The following is a 17,841-nucleotide window of genomic DNA, read 5'->3' as shown; positions in this document are numbered from 1 at the left end:
GTTAATTTAGCGTTAAGCGTACATAAGATTTTAATTGAAACACGTGAATAAACGGGATTTATTGCTGAATTAACTTCAAAAAAAATCCCTTTTGAATTTTCTTCAAAAGGGATCTTATATTTATCGCAAATTGATAATTAGATTTTAAAAGCTTTTCGCTTTGGGAAATAGGCAACTTCGCCCAATTCTTCCTCAATTCTAATTAACTGATTGTATTTTGCCATACGGTCACTTCTTGAAGCTGAACCGGTTTTAATTTGGCCTGTATTAAGTGCAACAGCAAGATCGGCAATGGTATTATCTTCGGTTTCACCAGAACGGTGCGACATTACAGAAGTAAAGCCAGCGTTATGCGCCATATTTACGGCTGCAATAGTTTCTGTAAGCGTACCAATTTGATTTACTTTAATAAGAATAGAGTTAGCGATACCTTCTTCAATTCCTCTAGAAAGTCTTTCAACATTAGTTACAAAAAGATCGTCACCAACCAATTGAACCTTATCACCAATTTTATCGGTTAGGGCTTTCCAACCATCCCAGTCGTTTTCATCCATTCCATCTTCAATAGAAATAATAGGATATTTAGCAGAAAGCTCGGCTAGATATTCTGCCTGCTCCTCGCTAGATCTTATTTTTCCACCTTCACCTTCAAACTTCTTATAATCGTATTTTCCATTTTCATAGAATTCAGCGGCAGCACAATCTAATGCAATCATAACTTCGTCTCCACCCTTGTAACCGGCATTTTCAATAGCCTTAAGAATAGTGTCTAAAGCATCTTCGGTACCATCTAAAGTTGGTGCAAAACCACCTTCATCTCCAACGGCAGTGCTTAAACCACGGTCATGCAATACTTTTTTAAGATGATGGAAAATTTCAGTTCCCATTTTTAATGCGTGCGAAAAGCTTTCAGCTTTCACCGGCATAATCATAAATTCCTGAAATGCAATTGGAGCATCACTATGAGACCCACCATTAATAATATTCATCATTGGAACAGGAAGTGTATTAGCACTTACGCCACCAATATAGCGGTACAATGGCAAGCCAAGTTCATTGGCAGCAGCTTTGGCCACAGCAAGAGAAACCCCCAAAATAGCGTTTGCTCCAAGTTTTGCTTTATTTGGAGTACCATCTATTTCTATCATTGCTTTATCTATAAGGTTTTGTTCAAATACAGAGTAACCCAATAATTCTTCAGCAATTACATCATTTACATTCTCAACTGCCTTAGTAACGCCTTTCCCCATATAATTATCGCCACCATCACGAAGTTCTACTGCTTCGTGTTCACCCGTAGAGGCCCCAGAAGGTACCGCTGCTCTTCCTAAAATTCCATTTTCAGTTAAAACATCTACTTCTACAGTTGGATTTCCTCTTGAATCGAAAATCTGACGGGCGTGAATATTTATTATTACACTCATAGTCTTCTTTAATTAGTTAATTGATTTGAATGCAAGATACAAATTGAAGGCTAAAATAGCGAGTGAAACAGGTAGTTTTAAAGCATTTATAACATTATGAAAACACGAAATGGTTTTCTAAAAGAAAGTATCTAAAAGAATCTCAGGAAATGCATTTATTTTTTACTTATTTATAAATTAGGACCTTCTTATATTCAAGCTTCTAAATGATACTACTAAAAATCTTGAAATTTAAAATCTACATGATTCTACGTTTCAAAATTTCAATAAAAAAATTCTTTTTAAGCCTGAATTTCAAAACACACGCTAATAAAATGCCGGCGGGAATTAATTTGAAAGAAGCCACCCAAGTCTAATTCCAATTAATAGCGAAAAATAGGATTCCCCAGATTCATTAAAGCTATAGCCTCCTCCTAAATTTAGATCTAATTTAAAACCACTATTATAATAACGCTGCAAACCCCAAACCGGACCTACGGTTCCAAAATAAGCTTCATTATATTCTAAGTTACCAATAATAGGTTTTCCAGATTGCACAGCCCCACTTAAAGCGATATAATTAGCACTATTATTCTTTAATTTTTTTCCTTTATCCAAACGTTTTTCTAGATTGTAATAATAGCGATATTGAATACCAAGTATTGGGTAAATACCAAAATTTTCACCAAAATAAGTATTCTTCCAATAAGCGAACGCAGAACCCAACCTTAGATCTAAGGTTGTAAAACTTGTAAGTCCGTATTCATATTCAACGCCCGGTGTTAAAATATTTACTGATAAAAGACCATCTTCAACCGAAGCTTGATCTTGTGCATTGATAGATAAAAGAGAGAATAAGCAAAAGCTAAGTAATAGTAATTTTTTCATTGATGATTTCTGATAAAAATGAGGTCGAATATAACATATATTTATTTTTACCAAAACAAAAGCCCGAAATGTTTAAATTTCGGGCTTTAAAATCAATTATCTTAAAAAAACCTAAGCTTTTGCTCCTTTTATTCTATCCATAAACTCATCAAACAAATAGCTAGCATCGTGCGGACCCGGACTTGCTTCTGGATGGTATTGAACCGAAAAACAATTTTTATTTTTCATTGCTATTCCACCAACTGTATCATCATTTAAGCAAATATGAGTAATTTCCACTTCACTGTTAGCCTCTGTATCGGCTCTATCTACAGAGAAACCGTGGTTTTGAGAGGTAATTTCACCTTTTCCGGTCTTAAGATTTTTAACAGGGTGATTTATACCCCGGTGACCGTGATGCATTTTATAAGTTTTTATTCCATTCGCTATGGCAATAATCTGGTGGCCCAAACAAATACCAAATAATGGATGATCTTTTTCTAAAATAGTTTTAGTAAGATTAATCGCGCTTTCCAGTGGTTGCGGATCTCCGGGACCATTAGACAGAAAATAACCATCGGGGTTCCAGGCACTCATTTCTTCATAAGTTGCGTTGTATGGAAAAACTTTTACATACACATCGCGTTTTTCAAAGTTGCGAAGAATGTTCTTTTTAATTCCAACATCAAGTGCTGCTATCTTATAGGTGGCATTTTCATTACCAAAATAATAAGGTTCTTTAGTAGAAACTTTAGAAGCCAATTCCAATCCATTCATATCCGGTACTTCAGCAAGTTCTTTCTTTAAACCTTCTATATTATCTACATCGGTAGAAATAATAGCGTTCATTGCACCATTCTCTCTAATATAAGTTACAAGCGCTCTTGTATCTACATCAGAAATGGCAAATAAATTACTATCGTCCAAAAAATCCTGAAGCGATTTATCGGCAGCAGGACGCGAATGTGTATAACTAAAATTTTTACAAATAAGGCCGGCTATTTTCGTTTTATCGGCTTCACTTTCTTCGGCCAGCGTACCGTAATTACCAATATGTGCATTTGTGGTAACCATAAGTTGACCGTAATAAGAAGGATCTGTAAAAATCTCCTGATACCCGGTCATACCGGTATTAAAACAAACTTCACCCACGGCCTTGCCGTCTTTGTTTCCTACAGCCTTGCCGTGAAAAATGGTACCGTCTTCAAGTAAGATAATGGCTTTTTTTCGAGTTTGATATTTCATAGTAATCCTAGATGTGTTTGCTGTGTGTAATTTTCCGCCCCGGCGGAAGTAATAATTTCGTTAGATTATATAAAAAAAGGATAAACCCCGAGAGTTTATCCTTTTTAAAAACTAGATTGTTAAAAGATTCATTTCTATTCCTCTTTTTTATCCTCTTTATTTTCTGAAGATTTCTCTTCTGTCTTTCCTTCTGCTTTTGGAGCAGTAGCTTCTGAAGATTTCTTTCTACCGGCTCTACGTGTAGATTTTTTCTTCTCTGGCTTGTCAAGGTTATAAGTTTCGTTGTAATCAACTAACTCGATAAGGGCCATATCGGCATTATCTCCAAGTCGGTTACCCAATTTAATTACCCTTGTGTATCCACCCGGGCGGTCACCAACTTTAGGAGCTACCTCACGAAACAATTCGGCTACAGCTTCCTTTTGACGAAGTTTACTAAATACCAACCTACGGTTGTGAGTAGTATCTTCTTTAGACTTAGTTACCAACGGCTCTACAAAAACTTTCAAAGCTTTTGCTTTTGCTACGGTAGTATTGATTCTCTTGTGCTCAATAAGTGAGCAGGCCATATTGGCTAGCATAGACTTTCTGTGAGCGGTCTTTCTACCTAAATGGTTAATTTTCTTTCCGTGTCTCATTGTTTTGTTCTTAATTCATTTTCCCAAAGCTCGATCTTTTGCCGGCTTTTATGGAAAACTACTTATATATTAGTCCTTATCTAATTTGTATTTTGAAAGGTCCATACCGAAGTTAAGTCCTTTATTACTTACCAACTCTTCAAGCTCTGTCAAAGATTTCTTTCCGAAGTTTCTAAACTTCATCAAGTCGTTTTTATTGTAAGAAACAAGGTCTCCCAGGGTATCAACTTCAGCCGCTTTTAAGCAATTTAAAGCTCTTACTGAAAGATCCATATCAACCAACTTGGTTTTTAGCAACTGTCTCATGTGAAGAGATTCTTCATCATAAGTTTCAGTTTGTGCTATCTCGTCTGCCTCTAGCGTAATACGCTCATCAGAGAATAACATAAAGTGGTGGATAAGTGTTTTTGCAGCTTCTGTAAGTGCATCTTTTGGATGAATAGAACCGTCGCTTACGATTTCAAAAACCAATTTTTCATAATCGGTTTTTTGCTCTACACGATAGTTTTCAATACTATATTTTACATTCTTTATTGGTGTATAAATAGAATCTGTAAATATAGTTCCAAGAGGTGCGTTGGCTTTTTTGTTTTCTTCGGCCGGAACATAACCTCTACCTTTTTCAATGGTCATTTCCATATTCAGGTTTACTTTCTTATCTGCAGTACAGATCACCTGATCTGGATTTAGGACTTGAAAGCCTGAAATGAATTTTTGAAAATGACCGGCAGTAATTTGTTCTTCTCCAGATACAGAAATGGTAACGGCTTCGTTATCTATTTCATCAATTTGCCTTTTGAACCTCACTTGTTTAAGGTTCAGGATAATTTCTGTTACGTCTTCCACAACTCCGGGAATAGCGGAGAATTCGTGATCTACGCCTTCTATACGAATGGAAGTAATTGCATAACCTTCTAAGGAAGATAAAAGCACTCTTCTTAAAGCGTTACCAACGGTTAATCCATAGCCGGGCTCTAAAGGGCGAAATTCAAATTTCCCTTCGAAATCGGTTGAATCAATCATTATAACTTTATCGGGCTTCTGAAAATTTAGTATTGCCATATTACGACTTCTGTGAATTATTATTTCGAATATAATTCGACGATGAATTGTTCATTTATGTTTTCCGGGATCTGAATACGTCCGGGTACCGAAACAAAAGTTCCTTCTTTAGTTTCATTATTCCAGGTAATCCATTCATAAACGGCACTAGAATTTGCCAATGAATCCTGGATGGCTTGCAATGATTTTGATTTTTCACGAACACCTACAACATCTCCTGGCTTCAATTGGTAAGATGGTATATTTACCAAACTTCCATTTACAGTTATGTGTCTATGAGATACAAATTGTCTTGCTGCGCTTCTAGTAGGGGCAATACCCATTCTATACACAACGTTATCAAGTCGTGATTCACAAAGTTGAAGTAAAACTTCACCTGTAATACCCTGAGCTCTTGTAGCTCTCTTAAACATATTCCTAAACTGACGCTCTAGAATACCATAGGTATACTTTGCTTTTTGCTTTTCCATTAACTGGATAGCATATTCAGATTTTTTTCCGCGACGACGGTTATTACCGTGTTGTCCCGGTGGGTAATTTCTTTTTTCAAAAGACTTATCGTCTCCAAAAATAGCTTCACCAAATTTACGGGCTATTTTAGTCTTTGGACCAGTATATCTTGCCATTAACTTAAATTTTAGAAGAAAGGGATTATGAATTAAGGTCTCTGTCCTTCGATAATCTTAACTCCTTTCCTATTGTTTATACTTATTATTAAACTCTACGTCTTTTAGGAGGACGACATCCGTTGTGTGGTAATGGAGTAACATCAACAATTTCTGTTACTTCAATTCCATTGTTATGAAGCGAACGGATAGCAGATTCTCTACCATTACCCGGTCCCTTTACGTAAACTTTAACTTTGCGCAAACCAGCTTCGTGAGCTACTTTAGACGCGTCTTCTGCAGCTAACTGGGCTGCATATGGAGTATTCTTTTTAGAACCTCTAAAGCCCATTTTTCCTGCTGATGACCAGGCAATAACATCTCCCTTTTTATTAGTAAGGGAAACAATAATGTTATTGAAAGAAGCCGTAACGTGAGCTTGCCCAACGGCCTCAACGATTACTTTACGCTTTTTTTGAACTGTCTTCTTTGCCATATTAATTACTATTTAGTTGCTTTCTTCTTGTTAGCAACTGTTTTTCTTCTACCTTTTCTGGTTCTTGAGTTGTTTTTGGTTCTTTGCCCTCTAAGCGGTAAACCACTTCTGTGACGAATACCTCTATAACATCCAATATCCATTAGACGTTTAATACTCAACTGTACTTCTGTACGTAATTCTCCTTCGATTGTAAATTCTCCAACAGCTTCACGAATACGACCAATTTCATCATCGTCCCAATCTGAAACTTTTTTGCTTTCATCTACTTTGGCCTGGCTAAGGATTTTTTGTGCCCTGCTTTTGCCAATTCCGAAGATATAGGTTAATGCTATAACTCCTCGCTTTTGTTTAGGTATATCTACCCCTGCAATTCTTGCCATAATTAGCCTTGTCTTTGTTTAAATCTAGGATTCTTTTTGTTAATTACGTAAAGGCGCCCTTTTCTGCGAACAATTTTGCAGTCGGCACTTCTTTTCTTTACTGATGCTCTAACTTTCATCTCTTTAGTTTTTTACAATTCGCTGGTCTTAAAAAATAATTTTAAGCCAGGATTTCAGCATTCATAAATTTTTCAGGTTGCAAAAGTACTGAAAATTTTACAAATAGCTCAAATTACTTTTAGTATCTGTATGTTATACGAGCCTTACTTAAATCGTAAGGGCTCATTTCCAGTTTCACCTTATCTCCAGGCAACAATTTAATGTAATGCATACGCATTTTTCCAGAGATATGAGCTGTCACAACGTGACCATTTTCCAATTCTACGCGAAACATTGCATTAGATAATGCTTCTATAATTGTTCCGTCTTGCTCTATTGCCGGTTGTTTTGCCATAATTAAGCTACTGCTTTTCTGTTTTTACCTGTTTTCATTAATCCGTCGTAATGTCTATTCAGCAAGTAAGAATTTACTTGTTGCATAGTATCTATTGCAACTCCAACCATAATTAAAAGCGAGGTTCCTCCAAAAAACAATGCCCATCCTTGTTGCACACCTAAGAGTTGCACCACGATTGCTGGGAACACAGCAATAAGCGCAAGAAAAATAGATCCTGGCAAGGTAATTTGAGACATAATTCTATCTAAAAACTCAGCAGTTTCTGTTCCTGGGCGAATTCCAGGAATAAAACCACCACTACGTTTTAGATCATCAGCCATTTTATTGGTAGGTACAGTAATAGCGGTATAAAAATAAGTAAACACAATGATTAACAATGCAAATACTACGTTATACCAAAAACCAAATATATCGCTAAAGGCGGCGGTAACACCTTGTGCAGCATCAGAATCTGATAATCCTGCTACGGCAGCCGGGATAAACATAATAGCCTGTGCAAATATAATTGGCATCACCCCAGAAGCGTTCAGCTTAAGTGGTATATACTGCCTAGATCCGAATACATTTTTTTCATAACCTCCAGAGGCGGTTCTTCTGGCATACTGCACTGGAATTTGGCGCACGGCCATTACCAACATTACCGAAGCTAAAATAATAGCAAACCAAATTACCAATTCAATAAGAATCATAATAAGACCACCATTAGATTCGAATACCCTTGAAGCGAATTCCTGGATAAACGCTTGCGGCAAGGTCGCAATAATACCAACCATAATCAATAGCGAAATACCATTACCAATACCTTTATCGGTTATCTTTTCACCCAACCACATTGCAAAAATAGTCCCTGTAGTAAGAATAACTACGGCAGAAGCTACAAAAGTAACAGTATCACCCAACAAGAAGGCTTGCTGTGGGAGAGTAGCAAAAAGGTTATAAATATAACCTGGCCCCTGCACTAAAGTAATTGCAATAGTTAACCAACGGGTGATTTGATTGATCTTACGTCTACCGCTTTCACCTTCCTTTTGCAATTTTTGCAAATATGGAATCGCAATACCCATAAGCTGCACTACAATAGAAGCCGAGATATAAGGCATAATTCCTAAGGCAAATACAGAAGCATTAGAAAATGCTCCCCCTGTAAATGCATTTAAGAGCCCTAAAAGACCACCATCTGTTTGTGTTGCGAGATTGGATAATTGCGAAGCATCGATTCCGGGAAGCACAACTTGTGCCCCAAAACGGTAAACCAACAATAGACCGAGGGTAACTAAAATTCGATTTTTTAGCTCCTCGATCTTCCAAATATTTTTAATAGTATTGATGAATTTCATTTGGCTATCTATTATAAAGTAACAACTTCACCTCCAGCAGCTTCAATAGCTTCCTTTGCTGAGGCCGTAAATTTATGAACAGATATTTTCAACTTTGCCTTTAATTCACCTCTACCTAATATCTTAACTGGTTCGTTTTTACCTACAAGACCGTTAGCGATCAAGATATCAACATCTACAGTATCTTTAATTTTACCTTCATCAACCAAACGTTGTAAAGTATCCAGGTTTACACCCTGATAAGCCACACGATTTCTGTTAGTGAAACCAAATTTTGGAACACGACGTTGAAGTGGCATTTGCCCTCCTTCAAAACCAATCTTTTTGGAGTAACCAGAACGAGATTTAGCCCCTTTGTGACCACGGGTGGCAGTACCACCTTTACCAGATCCTTCTCCACGGCCAACACGCTTGTTGTTACTCTTAACTGAACCTTTTGCAGGCTTTAAGTTATTTAATTCCATGTGAATTTATTATTTTGTTTCCTCTACAGAAACTAAATGTTTAACTTTATTTACCATACCAAGGATGTTTGGCGTATCGTTGTGCTCTACCGTTTGACCCATTTTCTTAAGACCAAGGGCTTCTAATACCAGTTTCTGGTTTTTAGTACGATTAATAGCACTTTTTACTTTCGTTACTTTTATCTTTCCCATCTTTCTCCTTGATTTATCCTTTAAAAACCTTTTCTAATGAAATACCACGTTGCTTAGCGATAGTCTCTGCACTACGCAATTGCAGTAAGGCATCAAAAGTTGCTTTTACCATGTTATGCGGGTTAGATGATCCCTGACTTTTAGAAAGTACATCCTGAACCCCTACAGATTCTAATACCGCACGAATAGGACCACCGGCTATAACTCCAGTACCTTCTGCAGCTGGCAAAAGAATAACACGCGCACCACTATACTTACCGTTTTGCTCGTGTGGTATAGTAGTCTTGTTTAAAGGAATACGCACTAAATTCTTCTTAGCATCCTCAACACCTTTGGCAATAGCATCAGCTACTTCCTTAGATCTTCCTAAACCATGACCAACTACGCCATTTTCATCTCCTACTACAACTATAGCAGAAAATCCAAAAGCTCTACCACCTTTGGTTACCTTAGTAACACGTTGTACTCCCACCAAACGGTCTTTTAATTCAAGGCCACCTGGTTTTACATGTTCTACGTTTTTATAATTTTGATACATAACTTTCTAGAATTTAAGTCCTCCTTCGCGAGCACCTTCTGCTAATGATTTAACTCTTCCGTGATACAGGTAACCACCTCTGTCAAAAGAAATTGTTTCCACACCGGCTTTCAAAGCTTTTTCAGCAAGGGCTTTACCTACAAGTTTAGCTTGCTCGGATTTATTACCTTCAACTGACACGCCTTTATCTCTTGAAGAAGCTGCTGCCAGGGTTTTTCCTTCTACATCATCTATAATTTGAGCATAAATTTCTTTATTACTTCTAAATACAGATAATCTTGGACGGCTAGCGGTACCCGTAATTGCCTTACGAACACGCTTTCTAATTTTATTTCGTCTATCTTGTTTTGAAACTGCCATATCTAAACTTTATTAAGCTGATTTACCTGCTTTTCTACGTAATTGTTCTCCAACATACTTAATACCTTTTCCTTTATAAGGCTCTGGAGCTCTGAAGGAACGTATTTTAGCAGCTACCTGACCTACCAGTTGTTTATCGTGAGAAGTTAACTTCACTATAGGGTTTTTACCCTTTTCTGAAATTGTTTCTACTTTTACCTCTGGTGCCAAATCTATCACAATATTATGGGAAAAACCAACTGCCAAATCTAATTTTTGTCCCTGGTTAGTTGCTCTATAACCTACTCCTACCAGCTCCAATGATTTAGTGTATCCGTTAGAAACCCCTTCTATCATATTGTTTATCAACGCACGATATAGACCGTGTTTTGCTTTCTGATCACTTTTCTCCGAAGAACGCTCAAAAGTAATTACGCCATCTTCAATTTTCACATCAATGTCGCTAACTTCCTGCTTAAGTTCTCCTAATTTTCCTTTTACCGTTACAACATCCCCATTTAGGTCTACATTCACACCTTCAGGAATTGTAATTGGACTTTTACCTATTCTTGACATTTCTTTAGTCTTTTAAGTATTAGTAAACGTAACACAATACTTCACCACCAACTTTCTCTGCTTTAGCCTGCTTCCCGGTCATTACACCATGAGAAGTAGATACTATAGCTATACCAAGACCATTAAGGATACGTGGCAATTCATTAGCGCCGGCATACTTACGCAAACCGGGTTTACTTATTCTCTGAATATCTTTAATTACAGGCTCTTTTGTGATTTTATCATACTTAAGGGCAATTTTTATTGTCCCTTGAGAAGTAGCATCATCAAACTTGTAACTTAGAATATATCCCTGATCGAATAATATTTTTGTTATTTCTTTTTTAAGATTAGAAGCTGGTATTTCTACCACTCTGTGGTTTGCAGCCACAGCGTTCCTAATTCTCGTCAAATAATCTGCAATAGGATCTGTATTCATTTATAATAGTTTGCGGATGCGGTTTTCTTACCGTATACCGGAAGAACCTGCACCCAATTTATAATTTACCAACTAGCTTTTCTAACTCCAGGAATTAAACCTTTATTAGCCATTTCTCTAAACATTACACGAGAAAGACCAAACTGTCTCATATATCCCTTTGGCCTACCAGTTAGTTTACAACGGTTATGCAAACGTACAGGAGAAGAGTTTTTTGGCAATTTCTGCAATGCTTCCCAGTCGCCAGCCTCTTTCAAAGCCTCACGCTTTTCAGCATACTTTTTTACCATTTTTTGCCTCTTCACCTCACGGGCTTTCATTGATTCTTTAGCCATAATTAATTCTTTTTAAAAGGTAATCCCAGTTCGGTTAACAATGATTTAGCTTCCTTATCAGTTTTAGCACTGGTCACAAAGGTAATATCCATACCGCTAATTCGGTTTACTTTATCAATATCAATCTCCGGAAAGATGATTTGTTCAGTAATACCAAGGTTGTAATTCCCTCTACCATCAAAACCATTAGCTTTAATCCCGTTAAAATCACGTACACGTGGAAGTGCAGATGTAATTAAACGATCTAGGAATTCGTACATTCTATATCCTCGTAAAGTTACTTTTGCCCCAATTGGCATTCCTTTACGAAGTTTAAATGAAGCAACATCCTTTTTAGAAATGGTTTGCACCGCTTTTTGACCTGTAATTGTAGTCAATTCGTCTACAGCATGATCAATAAGCTTTTTGTCTGCTACAGCTGCACCAACGCCTCGGCTCAAAACTATTTTTTTTAGTCCTGGAATCTCCATTACGTTAGCGTAGCTAAATTCTTCTTTTAATGCAGGCTTTACTCGCTCTGCATATTCTTTTTTAAGTCTTGGTACGTATGCCATAACTAAATTACTTCATTAGATTTTTTGGAAAATCTTACTTTCTTACCATCCTCTTCTCTATATCCAACGCGGGTAGTATTACCATCTTTGTCTAGCAAAGAAAGATTGGAAATATGAATAGGTGCCTCTTTCTTTACGATACCACCTTGTGGGTTAGCCGCACTTGGTTTCTCGTGTTTTGAAATAGTATTTACACCTTCAACGATGGCTTTATTCTTTTCTATGAGAACTTTTTGAACCTTACCTTCCTGACCTTTATGGTCTCCGGCAACAACTCTTACAGTATCTCCAGTTTTTATCTTAAGCTTTCTCATCTTATTAATGTATTAAAGCACTTCTGGTGCCAATGATACAATTTTCATGAATTGCTTATCACGAAGTTCTCTCGCTACCGGGCCAAAAACACGGGTTCCGCGCATTTCACCGGTAGGGTTTAACAGTACACAGGCATTATCATCAAAACGAATATATGATCCGTCCTGCCTACGTACTTCCTTCTTGGTACGAACAACTACTGCTGTTGAAACTGCACCTTTTTTGATATTCCCGTTAGGTGTAGCTTCTTTTACGCTGACAACGATTTTGTCCCCAACAGAAGCGTATCTTTTCTTTGTACCGCCCAATACACGAATGGTCAAAACTTCTTTTGCCCCGGTATTGTCTGCTACTCTTAGTCTAGACTCTTGTTGTACCATTACTTAGCTCTTTCAATTATTTCTACTAATCTCCAACATTTAGATTTACTTAAAGGCCTTGTCTCCATGATCCTTACTGTATCTCCTTCGTTGCAGTCGTTTGTTTCGTCGTGCGCTACATATTTTTTCGTTTTCAAAACGAACTTTCCATACATAGGGTGCTTTACTTTCTTAATTTCAGAAACCACGATTGATTTCTGCATTTTATTACTGGTAACAACACCTATACGCTCTTTTCTTAAATTTCTTTTTTCCATCTTTCAGCAGAATAACACTTATTGTTGTTCTCTTTTAGTTAACTCTGTAGCAAGTCTCGCTATAGTTCTTCTTACAGCTCTAAGCTGTATTGGGTTCTCTAATGGCGAAACTGCGTGAGCCATTTTCAAATCTGAATATGCTTTTCTAGATTTCCCAAGCTCTTCTTGTAATTCTGCCACAGACAGTTCTTTTACTTCTGATTGTTTCATAACTTTATAATATTAAGCTTGATAATCTCTAGCTACAATAAATTTGGTTCTTACCGGAAGTTTCTGTGCTGCCAGCCTTAAAGCTTCTTTTGCAACATCCATTGGCACTCCACCAATTTCAAACATAATTCTTCCTGGCTTTACAACAGCAGCCCAATATTCAACAGCACCTTTACCTTTACCCATACGAACCTCAAGAGGCTTTTTAGTAATAGGCTTATCCGGGAAAATTTTAATCCAGATAGACCCTTCCCTTTTCATGTAACGGGTAGCAGCAATACGTGCAGCTTCTATTTGACGGGCAGTAATGAAACTAGAATCCATAGATTTAATTCCAAAAGTTCCGTTAGAGAGTCTATGCCCTCTTCCGGCATTACCTTTCATACGGCCTTTCTGCTGTTTACGGTATTTTGTTCTTTTAGGTTGTAACATTTTTCTTTACTTTAAAAAATTACTTTCTACGACGTGATTTGTTACCACCTCGTCCGGCTCCAGCTTTTCCTCCTTGCTTCTTAGACATACCAACAAGCGGAGAAAGTTCTCTTTTACCGTACACTTCGCCTTTCATGATCCATACTTTAACACCCAATCTACCATAGGTAGTATGAGCTTCAACTAAAGCATAATCAATATCAGCCCTAAAAGTAGACAAAGGTATTCTACCATCTTTGTATGCCTCTGAACGTGCCATTTCAGCACCATTTAAACGTCCGGAAATTTGTATTTTAATTCCTTCAGCATTCATCCTCATAGCAGCCGCGATAGCCATTTTAATTGCGCGACGATAAGAGATACGATTCTCAATTTGTCTAGCAACACTTGCCGCAACTAAATGTGCATCAAGTTCTGGCCTCTTAATCTCAAAGATGTTAATTTGAACCTCCTTGTCGGTAATCTTCTTAAGCTCCTCTTTAAGCTTGTCTACCTCCTGACCGCCTTTCCCAATAATAATACCTGGTCTGGCAGTGGTGATAGTAACGGTTACAAGCTTAAGCGTACGCTCAATAATCACCCTAGATACACTCGCTTTTGAAAGACGAGCATGGATATACTTTCTAATCTTATCGTCTTCGGCTAATTTGTCGCCGTAGTCATTTCCTCCGTACCAGTTGGACTCCCATCCTCTTACGATACCAAGGCGATTTCCGATTGGATTTGTTTTTTGTCCCATACTCTACTTAGCTTTGTGTATTATTGTTTTCTCCAAGCACCAAAGTAACGTGATTGGATCTTTTTCTAATTCTATGTGCGCGACCCTGCGGTGCAGGACGCAGCCTTTTAAGCATTGCTCCTCCATCTACACGGATTTCTTTTACAAACAATTCAGCATCTTCAATGCTTGCATCTTCGTTTTTCGCTTGCCAATTAGCTATTGCCGATAGCAACAATTTCTCCAAACGACCAGAAGCCTCTTTTGAACTGAATTTCAATATTTGAAGCGCCTTTTCTACTTTCTCACCTCTTACCAAATCCGCCACAAGACGCATTTTTCTAGGTGAAGTAGGGCAGTTATTCAACTTTGCAAAAGCCACTTGTTTTTTGGCCTCTTTTATTTGCTCTGCTCTTTCTCTTTTACGAACTCCCATAGCTTCAATTATCTTTTACCTTTATTTTTTGCACCAGCGTGTCCTCTAAACGAACGAGTTGGTGAAAATTCTCCTAACTTATGCCCTACCATGTTCTCTGTTACATAGACCGGTACAAATTGTTTCCCGTTGTGAACAGCGATGGTTTGCCCAACAAAATCTGGTGTTATCATAGAAGCTCTAGACCAGGTTTTGATCACGGCTTTCTTACCAGACTCTATATTCTGAGCAACCTTCTTATCTAATTTATAGTGAACGTAAGGTCCTTTTTTTAATGAACGTGCCATATCTTAATTATTTCTTTCTACGTTCTACAATATATTTATTACTCGCTTTTGTTCTTGAACGGGTTTTAAATCCTTTAGCAGGTAAACCTTTTCTAGAACGTGGGTGACCACCAGAAGCTCTTCCTTCACCACCACCCATTGGGTGATCTACAGGGTTCATCACAACTGGTCTTGTTCTTGGCCTTATACCCAACCAACGTTTTCTACCAGCTTTTCCTGAAACAAGAAGCTGATGATCACTATTAGATACAGCTCCAATAGTTGCCATACATGTAGCCAAAATCCTTCTAATTTCCCCAGAAGGCAACTTTACAGTTGCATACTTACCTTCCCTTGCCAATAGTTGCGCAAAAGCACCAGCACTTCTAGCCATTACAGCACCCTGCCCAGCTCTTAACTCTATACAAGAAATTACAGTACCAAGCGGTATTTTAGACAATGGCATTGCATTTCCTATTTCAGGAGCAGCAGCATCTTCGCTTGACACAATATTTTGACCTACCTGCAGCCCATTTTGAGCAACAACATATCGCTTTTCACCATCCTGGTAATTTAACAATGCGATAAAAGCAGTTCTGTTAGGATCATATTCTATACTCGCAACAGTAGCAGGAATCCCATGCTTGTCACGCTTAAAGTCTATAATTCTGTAACGTCTTTTATGACCACCACCTTTATAGCGCATGGTCATTTTTCCCTGACTGTTTCTCCCTCCAGACTTTTTTATCGGAGCCAAAAGGCTTTTTTCCGGCTTATCAGTAGTTATGGCGTCATAACCATTCACTACTCTAAAACGCTGCCCGGGGGTAATTGGTTTTAATTTTCTAACTGACATTTTTTAATCTTAAAGATTACTATACAAATCAATAGTTTCACCTTCCGTCACCTGTACCAATGCTTTCTTATAAGCTTTGGTTTTACCAGTAATCATACCAGATTTTGTATATCTGGTTTTACGATCTGGACGGACATTTATAGTACGAACTTTTTCAACTGAAACTCCATAAGCAGCCTCAACTGCATTTTTAATTTCAATTTTATTCGCCTTATTATCTACCACAAAAGAAAAGCAGTTATTCAACTCGCTATCACCAGTGGCTTTTTCTGTAATAATTGGTTTTATCAAGATACTCATAAGGCTTATTTACTTAAATTCGACTCAATTCCTTCTAAAGAACCTTCAAGTAATACGATACTCTTTGCATTTAGAATTCCGTAGGTACTTAATTCTGAGGATCTTACAACCTCAAGTCCTTTTAAATTACGTGACGACAAATATACATTTTTATTTGAGTCACCCAACACTATAAGTGATTTTTTGTCCTGAATACCAAGGGATTCCAAAACATTAATCATACTTTTTGTCTTTGGCGCATCAAAAGAAAAATCTTCAACTACATAGATTGAGTTTCCTTTTGCCTTAATTGATAAGGCCGATTTTCTAGCAAGACGCTTTAAATTTTTATTTAATTTAAAACCGTAATTTCTTGGTCTAGGTCCAAAAACTCGTCCACCACCTTTAAAGATTGGAGACTTAATGCTACCTGCACGAGCCGTACCCGTACCTTTTTGCTTTTTAATCTTACGAGTACTACCCGCGATTTCAGCGCGCTCTTTAGCTTTATGAGTCCCCTGGCGTTGGTTAGCTAAATATTGCTTAACATCAAGATACACAGCGTGATCATTCGGCTCTATAGCGAAAACAGCATCAGAAAGCGTTGCTTTTCTACCTGTTTCTTTTCCTTTTATATCTAAAACTGCTACTTCCATTACTTACTAATGATTACGTATGAGTTTTTATGTCCTGGCACACATCCTTTTACAACTAAAAGGTTTTTATCTGCCACTACTTTTAAAACTCTCAGGTTTTCTACTTTTACTCTTTCTCCACCCATTCTACCGGCCATTTTCATTCCTTTGAAAACCCGTGCAGGGTAAGATGCTGCACCAATAGAACCAGGAGCTCTTAATCGGTTATGCTGCCCGTGCGTTTGCTGACCAACACCACCAAAGTTGTGCCTCTTTACAACACCCTGAAAGCCTTTACCCTTAGAAGTACCTGCAATATCTACAAACTCTCCCTCACTAAAGTGCTCTACAGTGATAGCGTCACCTAATTTATAATCTGCTTCAAATCCTTTGAATTCAACGACTTTACGCTTTGCAACGCTTCCTGCTTTTTTAGCATGCCCTTCAGCTGCTTTATTTACAGTCTTTTTGTCATCGAAACCAATTTGAAGTGCCTCATACCCGTCAACCTCTTTGGTTCTGACTTGGGTAACTACGCATGGACCTGCTTCGATAACGGTACAAGGGATATTCTTCCCATTCTCGTCAAAAATACTGGTCATGCCTATTTTTTTTCCTATTAACCCAGACATAATTAATTATTGATTATTACTTATTTATTTAAAAAAATTCAGGGCAGAAAAATACTTTCGCCCTGAATGTATCTTTCTTCCGTTTTTCCCTCGCCAACTGCTTAGGACATGTAATTCCCGATATACACCAGGAGATCCCGAAACAAGTTCGGGATGGATACTTCTAAACTTTTGATTTACTTAAATTCACAAAAGTCAAGAATTATCACACTTTAATTTCTACTTCAACCCCACTTGGTAATTCAAGCTTCATCAACGCATCAATGGTTTTTGAAGAAGAACTGTAGATATCAAGAAGCCTTTTATAAGAACTCAATTGAAATTGCTCTCTGGCTTTTTTGTTTACGTGAGGAGAACGTAAAACAGTAAAAAGTTTTTTGTGGGTTGGCAAAGGAATTGGTCCTGTTACAACGGCACCTGTAGTTTTTACAGTTTTTACGATTTTCTCTGCAGATTTATCTACCAGATTGTGATCGTAGGATTTTAGTTTTATTCTGATTTTCTGACTCATTTTCC

Annotated in this window: 32 protein-coding genes; all 32 read right to left on the bottom strand. The window is 37.5% G+C overall.

Translation table 11 applies throughout. The annotated features are described in order from the left end of the window. Positions 1 to 137 precede the first annotated feature (137 nt). The 32 genes from eno to rpsJ all read right to left on the bottom strand — a co-directional run bounded on the left by eno (position 138) and on the right by rpsJ (position 17,836). Positions 138 to 1,424, bottom strand: coding sequence for a phosphopyruvate hydratase (gene eno, locus I6U49_RS02585; RefSeq protein ID WP_193710336.1), 1,287 nt, complete (start codon positions 1,422 to 1,424; stop codon positions 138 to 140). A 327-nt stretch (positions 1,425 to 1,751) separates the two neighbouring features. Beyond that, complete coding sequence (locus tag I6U49_RS02580) at positions 1,752 to 2,291, bottom strand: hypothetical protein (RefSeq protein WP_198627457.1); 540 nt, start codon at positions 2,289 to 2,291, stop codon at positions 1,752 to 1,754. A gap of 111 nt (positions 2,292 to 2,402) precedes the next feature. Further along, on the bottom strand, positions 2,403 to 3,515 hold the full coding sequence (gene carA / locus I6U49_RS02575) for a glutamine-hydrolyzing carbamoyl-phosphate synthase small subunit (protein ID WP_198627456.1): 1,113 nt from the start codon (positions 3,513 to 3,515) through the stop codon (positions 2,403 to 2,405). 134 nt (positions 3,516 to 3,649) lie between these two features. Further along, complete coding sequence (gene rplQ, locus I6U49_RS02570; protein ID WP_193710332.1) at positions 3,650 to 4,153, bottom strand: 50S ribosomal protein L17; 504 nt, start codon at positions 4,151 to 4,153, stop codon at positions 3,650 to 3,652. 69 nt (positions 4,154 to 4,222) lie between these two features. Then, positions 4,223 to 5,215: a DNA-directed RNA polymerase subunit alpha gene (locus I6U49_RS02565; RefSeq protein ID WP_075324936.1), complete on the bottom strand. Its 993-nt coding sequence runs from the start codon at positions 5,213 to 5,215 to the stop codon at positions 4,223 to 4,225. Between the two features lie 20 nt (positions 5,216 to 5,235). Further along, entirely contained in the window at positions 5,236 to 5,841 is a 606-nt protein-coding gene (gene rpsD, locus I6U49_RS02560) for a 30S ribosomal protein S4 (protein WP_193710331.1), read from the bottom strand. An 88-nt stretch (positions 5,842 to 5,929) separates the two neighbouring features. After that, complete coding sequence (rpsK, locus tag I6U49_RS02555; RefSeq protein ID WP_193710330.1) at positions 5,930 to 6,316, bottom strand: 30S ribosomal protein S11; 387 nt, start codon at positions 6,314 to 6,316, stop codon at positions 5,930 to 5,932. 8 nt (positions 6,317 to 6,324) lie between these two features. Then, positions 6,325 to 6,699: a 30S ribosomal protein S13 gene (rpsM, locus tag I6U49_RS02550; protein WP_193710329.1), complete on the bottom strand. Its 375-nt coding sequence runs from the start codon at positions 6,697 to 6,699 to the stop codon at positions 6,325 to 6,327. A gap of 2 nt (positions 6,700 to 6,701) precedes the next feature. Continuing rightward, on the bottom strand, positions 6,702 to 6,818 hold the full coding sequence (gene ykgO, locus I6U49_RS02545; protein WP_013305171.1) for a type B 50S ribosomal protein L36: 117 nt from the start codon (positions 6,816 to 6,818) through the stop codon (positions 6,702 to 6,704). A 119-nt stretch (positions 6,819 to 6,937) separates the two neighbouring features. After that, a complete protein-coding gene (infA, locus tag I6U49_RS02540; protein WP_013073244.1) occupies positions 6,938 to 7,153 on the bottom strand; it encodes a translation initiation factor IF-1 in 216 nt (71 codons plus the stop codon). Positions 7,154 to 7,155: 2 nt separating this feature from the next. Then, positions 7,156 to 8,493, bottom strand: a complete 1,338-nt coding sequence (gene secY, locus I6U49_RS02535; RefSeq protein ID WP_193710328.1) for a preprotein translocase subunit SecY — start codon at positions 8,491 to 8,493, stop codon at positions 7,156 to 7,158. Positions 8,494 to 8,504: 11 nt separating this feature from the next. Further along, a complete protein-coding gene (gene rplO, locus I6U49_RS02530) occupies positions 8,505 to 8,957 on the bottom strand; it encodes a 50S ribosomal protein L15 (protein WP_193710327.1) in 453 nt (150 codons plus the stop codon). 9 nt (positions 8,958 to 8,966) lie between these two features. Then, positions 8,967 to 9,149 carry a 50S ribosomal protein L30 gene (gene rpmD / locus I6U49_RS02525; protein WP_193710326.1) on the bottom strand — a complete coding sequence of 61 codons (183 nt, stop codon included), beginning with the start codon at positions 9,147 to 9,149 and terminating at the stop codon, positions 8,967 to 8,969. A 13-nt stretch (positions 9,150 to 9,162) separates the two neighbouring features. Beyond that, positions 9,163 to 9,687 (bottom strand): 30S ribosomal protein S5, encoded by a 525-nt coding sequence (gene rpsE / locus I6U49_RS02520; protein WP_193710325.1) that lies wholly within the window; start codon positions 9,685 to 9,687, stop codon positions 9,163 to 9,165. A 6-nt stretch (positions 9,688 to 9,693) separates the two neighbouring features. Next, positions 9,694 to 10,047 carry a 50S ribosomal protein L18 gene (rplR, locus tag I6U49_RS02515; RefSeq protein WP_193710324.1) on the bottom strand — a complete coding sequence of 118 codons (354 nt, stop codon included), beginning with the start codon at positions 10,045 to 10,047 and terminating at the stop codon, positions 9,694 to 9,696. Between the two features lie 12 nt (positions 10,048 to 10,059). Next, positions 10,060 to 10,602: a 50S ribosomal protein L6 gene (gene rplF / locus I6U49_RS02510; protein ID WP_198627455.1), complete on the bottom strand. Its 543-nt coding sequence runs from the start codon at positions 10,600 to 10,602 to the stop codon at positions 10,060 to 10,062. 19 nt (positions 10,603 to 10,621) lie between these two features. Beyond that, on the bottom strand, positions 10,622 to 11,020 hold the full coding sequence (gene rpsH, locus I6U49_RS02505; RefSeq protein WP_193710322.1) for a 30S ribosomal protein S8: 399 nt from the start codon (positions 11,018 to 11,020) through the stop codon (positions 10,622 to 10,624). A gap of 65 nt (positions 11,021 to 11,085) precedes the next feature. Beyond that, positions 11,086 to 11,355 (bottom strand): 30S ribosomal protein S14, encoded by a 270-nt coding sequence (rpsN, locus tag I6U49_RS02500; protein ID WP_057482226.1) that lies wholly within the window; start codon positions 11,353 to 11,355, stop codon positions 11,086 to 11,088. Between the two features lie 2 nt (positions 11,356 to 11,357). Further along, positions 11,358 to 11,909 carry a 50S ribosomal protein L5 gene (gene rplE, locus I6U49_RS02495; RefSeq protein WP_193710321.1) on the bottom strand — a complete coding sequence of 184 codons (552 nt, stop codon included), beginning with the start codon at positions 11,907 to 11,909 and terminating at the stop codon, positions 11,358 to 11,360. Positions 11,910 to 11,911: 2 nt separating this feature from the next. Continuing rightward, the gene (gene rplX, locus I6U49_RS02490) at positions 11,912 to 12,223 is read right to left on the bottom strand and encodes a 50S ribosomal protein L24 (protein WP_193710320.1); all 312 of its coding nucleotides are present in this window, start codon (positions 12,221 to 12,223) and stop codon (positions 11,912 to 11,914) included. Positions 12,224 to 12,235: 12 nt separating this feature from the next. Further along, positions 12,236 to 12,604, bottom strand: coding sequence for a 50S ribosomal protein L14 (gene rplN / locus I6U49_RS02485; RefSeq protein WP_037319239.1), 369 nt, complete (start codon positions 12,602 to 12,604; stop codon positions 12,236 to 12,238). Continuing rightward, complete coding sequence (rpsQ, locus tag I6U49_RS02480; protein ID WP_198627454.1) at positions 12,604 to 12,861, bottom strand: 30S ribosomal protein S17; 258 nt, start codon at positions 12,859 to 12,861, stop codon at positions 12,604 to 12,606. Before rpsQ ends, rplN begins: the two co-directional genes overlap by 1 nt. Before the next feature lie 18 nt (positions 12,862 to 12,879). Further along, on the bottom strand, positions 12,880 to 13,071 hold the full coding sequence (gene rpmC, locus I6U49_RS02475; RefSeq protein ID WP_037319233.1) for a 50S ribosomal protein L29: 192 nt from the start codon (positions 13,069 to 13,071) through the stop codon (positions 12,880 to 12,882). A 12-nt stretch (positions 13,072 to 13,083) separates the two neighbouring features. Beyond that, positions 13,084 to 13,503 (bottom strand): 50S ribosomal protein L16, encoded by a 420-nt coding sequence (gene rplP / locus I6U49_RS02470; RefSeq protein ID WP_057482229.1) that lies wholly within the window; start codon positions 13,501 to 13,503, stop codon positions 13,084 to 13,086. A gap of 19 nt (positions 13,504 to 13,522) precedes the next feature. Beyond that, complete coding sequence (gene rpsC, locus I6U49_RS02465; protein ID WP_193710318.1) at positions 13,523 to 14,242, bottom strand: 30S ribosomal protein S3; 720 nt, start codon at positions 14,240 to 14,242, stop codon at positions 13,523 to 13,525. Positions 14,243 to 14,249: 7 nt separating this feature from the next. After that, positions 14,250 to 14,657 carry a 50S ribosomal protein L22 gene (gene rplV / locus I6U49_RS02460; protein ID WP_193710317.1) on the bottom strand — a complete coding sequence of 136 codons (408 nt, stop codon included), beginning with the start codon at positions 14,655 to 14,657 and terminating at the stop codon, positions 14,250 to 14,252. A gap of 8 nt (positions 14,658 to 14,665) precedes the next feature. Next, entirely contained in the window at positions 14,666 to 14,944 is a 279-nt protein-coding gene (gene rpsS, locus I6U49_RS02455) for a 30S ribosomal protein S19 (protein ID WP_037319223.1), read from the bottom strand. A 7-nt stretch (positions 14,945 to 14,951) separates the two neighbouring features. Continuing rightward, positions 14,952 to 15,779 carry a 50S ribosomal protein L2 gene (gene rplB / locus I6U49_RS02450; RefSeq protein WP_198627453.1) on the bottom strand — a complete coding sequence of 276 codons (828 nt, stop codon included), beginning with the start codon at positions 15,777 to 15,779 and terminating at the stop codon, positions 14,952 to 14,954. Between the two features lie 9 nt (positions 15,780 to 15,788). Next, positions 15,789 to 16,079 (bottom strand): 50S ribosomal protein L23, encoded by a 291-nt coding sequence (gene rplW, locus I6U49_RS02445; RefSeq protein ID WP_193710315.1) that lies wholly within the window; start codon positions 16,077 to 16,079, stop codon positions 15,789 to 15,791. A 5-nt stretch (positions 16,080 to 16,084) separates the two neighbouring features. Beyond that, complete coding sequence (rplD, locus tag I6U49_RS02440; protein ID WP_198627452.1) at positions 16,085 to 16,714, bottom strand: 50S ribosomal protein L4; 630 nt, start codon at positions 16,712 to 16,714, stop codon at positions 16,085 to 16,087. Continuing rightward, positions 16,714 to 17,325, bottom strand: a complete 612-nt coding sequence (rplC, locus tag I6U49_RS02435) for a 50S ribosomal protein L3 (RefSeq protein ID WP_193710313.1) — start codon at positions 17,323 to 17,325, stop codon at positions 16,714 to 16,716. Before rplC ends, rplD begins: the two co-directional genes overlap by 1 nt. Positions 17,326 to 17,530: 205 nt before the next feature. Continuing rightward, positions 17,531 to 17,836 (bottom strand): 30S ribosomal protein S10, encoded by a 306-nt coding sequence (rpsJ, locus tag I6U49_RS02430; RefSeq protein WP_037319211.1) that lies wholly within the window; start codon positions 17,834 to 17,836, stop codon positions 17,531 to 17,533. Between the last annotated feature and the right edge of the window lie 5 nt (positions 17,837 to 17,841).

This window comes from Salegentibacter maritimus (genome assembly GCF_016236915.1).
Classification (GTDB): Bacteria; Bacteroidota; Bacteroidia; order Flavobacteriales; family Flavobacteriaceae; genus Salegentibacter; species Salegentibacter maritimus.
The sequence above is the reverse complement of the archived record's forward strand: the minus strand, read 5'-3'. Positions and strand labels throughout refer to the sequence as shown.